The following is a 3,359-nucleotide window of genomic DNA, read 5'->3' as shown; positions in this document are numbered from 1 at the left end:
CCGGGATATTTGATATAAGTGCAGGCATCAACGTAACTGAAGAAACGGAAAATATTAAGGGCTATACTCTCGGATTACGGGTAACGTTTGAAGACCTTGCGTCGCTGCGTTCATATGGTCCGCATCCCGTTCATCAGGAATTTGTTAAAGCGTTGGATGGTATACTGGAAAATGTTATTGTAGTTGATTACCCATTGGTTTAAGCAACCAATACGAGGCTGCCGGTATAGATCGGCAGCCTCGTTGCGCTAAAGGACAGAATACTTCCAATATGTGGTATATTCAGAAAGGGATTTGAAAAAGGGAGGTGATATGTTGAKGGAAATAAAGCATTTTTCGACTGCACAAACTGGAGTGAGGTGGAGTTTGAATAAAAAAAACTTAACTGTTATTTTATTTATTTGTATTATATTCAGTTTGAGTATTCTACGCCCTAATACGGCGTATGCATGTAGTTGCGGCAATCCAGGCATCGAAAAAAGATTTGAACTATCTAGTGTCGTATTCACAGGTACGTTAATAAGCAAAGATAAAGATGGCGGGAACATTTTTAGTGCGGATAAGATTTGGAAAGGCAATCTCACAGATGGATATGTGTTTAGTGGGTTCTATGGTATGTGTGGGACAGAATTTGAAGTAGGAAATAAGTATCTAATTTATACAGAAAATCTTAAAGGAAAAGAATCCACCAGTATTTGTAACGGCAATAAACTGATTACTGAGGCAAGCAAAGATATTCACGCTCTCAACCAATTAACAGAACCCGCGTGGAAAAATAAATCATTACTGATAATTGCTTTTGTTTTCTCAATAGTAATCTTAATAATATGGAGAGTTAAATTGAGGTTCTATAATAAACGTCCCTTACGCTAACGAGAAAACTATAGTTAAGGAGCTGCTTCGGGGCTGCTCCTTTTCCGGTTGCTGAACTAACGAGAGTTCAATAACAACATTTATAAGGCAACCAGCCCAGGTGGATTGGTTACCTTTTCTGAAGTGAACGGGCAGTAGTGTTAAGAAGAGATAGGTTATTCATTTTTTCTTATTATTGAACATTTTTTTAAAGATGTATAGAATTGGAAAAGGAGTTTGTTAATAAAAAGGTGGTGAAATAAAGGTATGCAAGTTCCAATATGGGCTTTAGTTATGCCGGTATTATCTGTTGTTATATGGTTGTTGTTGGTCGTTTCAATTATATTTCTTGTGTTTAACTCCCGAAAGAGTACTCGAAGTCTTCAAAACATTGAAGCGTTGCTTAAAGATCTAAAATATAATAAGGACAATCATCTTTAATGGAGCAAAACCACTTTTAAGGTGGTTTTTGCATATTACTACACGTAAAGATCATTAACCTAACGAGAGAACTATTGCTTAACAAGCATCATGATGAGGCTGTCATAAAAGCGAGGACCCCGCGAATTATATCGCAGAGTCCTTTTATAGTGGGAAGCGGTTTATTTCAAAAATGCACTTCTAATGCTAAGTCTTACTCAAAAAGTATCGAAGCAGAAATCTCGATCTTTTTATCCTTCTTTGTGTTTTCATGGTGAATCAACAACCTTTCGGAAACTAAAATTGAATTCCGGTTTTCGCTGTTTTTCAATACCACTTCCCACTTATCGTATGTTTACCCTTTTCCTAATGTTTTGAATCAATAAGGGTAATATGGTTATCGGCAGCATTCCTATTTTGTAGAAATACGAGGTTTGAAAAATAAAAAGACTCCTTGGTATGATGTTAAAAGGATCCCAGTTGCTGGCCAGCGACAGATCCAAATAACATATCAAGGAGACTACAATATGAATTCTACCCAAAATCAGAAAATAACTCAAATCACTTCAGCTACATTAATTATTGGTGTAGACATCGCCAAGTTCAAACATGTGGCTAGAGCGCAAGACTTTCGCGGAGTCGAGTTTGGTAAGCCAATAGCGGTTGAGAACAGCTTAGAAGGCTTCGAGAACTTTGTAAATTGGTTTAGGAAGATCATGTTAGAACACGAATTTAAAGATGTTCTAGTAGGCATGGAACCGACCGGTCATTACTGGCTGAATCTTGTTCATTATTTGAAGGAACATCATATCTCTTGCGGTGTTGTGAATCCGCTGCATGTGAAGAAAAGTAAAGAGTTGGATGACAACTCACCAACCAAAAATGACGTTAAGGATGCTAAGGTCATCGCTCAGCTCGTTAAAGACGGCAGATACGCTATACCGAATATTCCTCAAGGTATCTATGCAGAATTACGTGAGGCCATGAAAATTCGCGATCACCTGTCTACTGACCTGCGTGTCATACAAGGGCGTGTCCATAATTGGTTAGACCGTTACTTCCCCGAATTCCTCACAGTGTTTAAGGATTGGGAATGTAAATCAGCGATTCAAATGCTAAGTCTGAGCATGTTGCCGCAAGAGCTCGTTTCGATATCAGATGAGTTCTTGCTGGAGCATCTTAGACAAGTAGCAAAACGTGGAGCTGGTATTGGACGAATACAGGCGTTAAAATCCGCTGCTAGCCGTTCTGTAGGTATTAAGCATGGTGTGGATTTAGCTAAGATGGAGCTGCAATTGCTTCTCAAACAGCATCAGCTCATACAAGATAAGTTTGATGAACTTAATCTAAAAGTCGATGAATTACTTAGTCGAATTCCAGGTGTAGATCACCTTTTAGCCATCAAAGGCATTGGTAGAGATACAGTTGCTGGCTTCCTTGCTGAGGTTGGGGACATTGCAAATTACCATCACCCTAAACAAATCGTAAAGCTCGCAGGACTTAATTTACAAGAGAACACATCCGGAAAGCACAAAGGGCAAGCCAAGATAACTAAACGGGGAAGAAGGAAGCTTCGAGCCCTGTTATTTCGAGTCATTATGCCTCTAGTTGCGAAAAATCAAGCTTTTAAAGCACTTCATGAGTACTACACAAAACGACCAGACAATCCTTTGAAGAAAATGCAATCCTTGATTGCACTCTGTAGCAAATTGATTCGGATCTTATTTGGAATCATGAAAAAAGGGCATGTATTCAGTGAATTGAAGATGCTTCAGGATATCCCTCGATTTTCCAATTTAGAATTAGCAGCATAACATATATCTCTATTAGGAAAGCAAAGCAAAGAGTACAGATTAGACAACGAAGCACGGATGAGTCGGAATAACACTAACATACGGACGTAGATCCTGTCGGGCAGCATATCCGACCTCCACCTCATGGACAGGTTGAATGAAGGAATGTGGGAGCGTAGACTCTGTGAGACATGGGAGGGTTGACCTCCATGAGACATGTGGAGATCCATAGGTGCAACCATATTATTCCTAAATAACCACTTTTTTTTGGCAAGTGGCTAAGTGGAGGCATTC

General features: G+C 39.2%; 3 protein-coding genes. All 3 read left to right on the top strand.

Annotated features, from left to right (window positions below):
• Positions 1-203: Dabb family protein (locus AB4114_RS35700; RefSeq protein WP_441992669.1), on the top strand; the 203-nt coding region annotated here is incomplete at its 5' end.
• Between the two features lie 163 nt (positions 204-366).
• On the top strand, positions 367-873 hold the full coding sequence (locus tag AB4114_RS35695) for a hypothetical protein (protein ID WP_441992668.1): 507 nt from the start codon (positions 367-369) through the stop codon (positions 871-873).
• A gap of 926 nt (positions 874-1,799) precedes the next feature.
• On the top strand, positions 1,800-3,086 hold the full coding sequence (locus tag AB4114_RS35690; protein ID WP_441992667.1) for an IS110 family transposase: 1,287 nt from the start codon (positions 1,800-1,802) through the stop codon (positions 3,084-3,086).
• The last annotated feature ends 273 nt before the right edge of the window (positions 3,087-3,359 follow it).

The organism is Paenibacillus sp. 2RAB27 (assembly GCF_052115445.1).
GTDB lineage: Bacteria > Bacillota > Bacilli > Paenibacillales > NBRC-103111 > Paenibacillus_E.
Note: the sequence above shows the minus strand (reverse complement) of the source record. Positions and strands in the feature narration are given on the sequence as shown.

Excerpts from the sequence above, each read along its gene's own strand:
- AB4114_RS35690 (WP_441992667.1), top strand. The coding sequence starts at position 1,800 with ATGAATTCTACCCAAAATCAGAAAATAACTCAAATCACTTCAGCTACA.